Source organism: Sphingomonas sp. IW22 (genome assembly GCF_041321155.1).
In the GTDB taxonomy this organism is placed as follows: Bacteria; Pseudomonadota; Alphaproteobacteria; order Sphingomonadales; family Sphingomonadaceae; genus Sphingomonas.
In genome coordinates, this window is the sequence record NZ_JBGGWB010000043.1 from 1 (window position 1) to 1,032 (window position 1,032).

At 34.9% G+C, this 1,032-nt stretch carries 1 protein-coding gene; it reads right to left on the reverse strand.

Annotated features, from left to right (window positions below):
• Positions 1-815: transposase (locus tag ACAX61_RS19600; RefSeq protein WP_370716215.1), on the reverse strand; the 815-nt coding region annotated here is incomplete at its 3' end.
• Positions 816-1,032 lie beyond the last annotated feature (217 nt).

Sequence of the window (1,032 nt, forward strand, 5' to 3'; positions counted from 1 at the left end):
CTTCGGTCCAATTCATCCCATAGTAACTCAATGGGATTAAGGTCAGGTGATTGAGGGGGCCAGATCATTATTTTTATGATATTTTTCTTTTCCATCTTTTTCAAATAATCCTGACATAGTTTGGCTTTATGTTTGGGATCATTGTCCTGTTGAAAAGTAAAATTTTTGCCGATAATTCTTAGTCCAGAAGGAATGGCGTTACTTTGTAGTATATTTTTATAGCCTTCTTTGAATAGTTTCCCATCAATTTTGATTAGATCTCCTAATGATGGACCACCAAAACAACCCCAAATCATAACAGATCCTCCTCCGTGCTTCATAGTTGGGATTATGCACTGATCTGAGAACCTCTCACCAGTAGACCTGCGAACAAATACACGCCTTCTTGATCCAAAAACTTCAAACTTCGATTCATCCGACCAAAGTACCTGACACCAGTCTTCGGATGACCAGTTTTGGTGTTCCCTGGCCCATTCTAATCTTATCTTCTTATTTTTAGGCCGAAGTAATGGTTTCCTAGCGGCAATTCTTCCAAATAGACCAGCCTTATGAAGCCGGTCTTTTACCGTTGTTACGCTAATACCTCTTTCTCGGACATGGTTTATGTGAGAGGCAATTTCTGGTGCCGTTAGACGTCTATTACGCTTGCTCGTGATTATAATTCTACGGTCTTCTGTATCAGTAGTTTTTCTTGGTCGTCCAGCTCTTTCTTTGTTCTTAATAATGCCGGTATCATTGTATTTCTTTATTATAGCGCTGACTGTTGTATGCCATAAATTTAAATTTCTGCCAATTTGACGAGCACTGATATTCATTTTATGTTGGGAAATAATCATACACCTTTTCTCCAGCAAAATCTCATTAGTTTTAACCATACCCTAAATTTTTTTATATATTAAAATTATTAACCAACATTAAAATTATTAAAAAAATCTTACTTATTTTAAAATTCCAACTTAGACAAAAACCAAAAATGAACTATTTAAAAAATTGGCTTTTTAACTAAGTTATATTAACAGTAATTTAAAAATA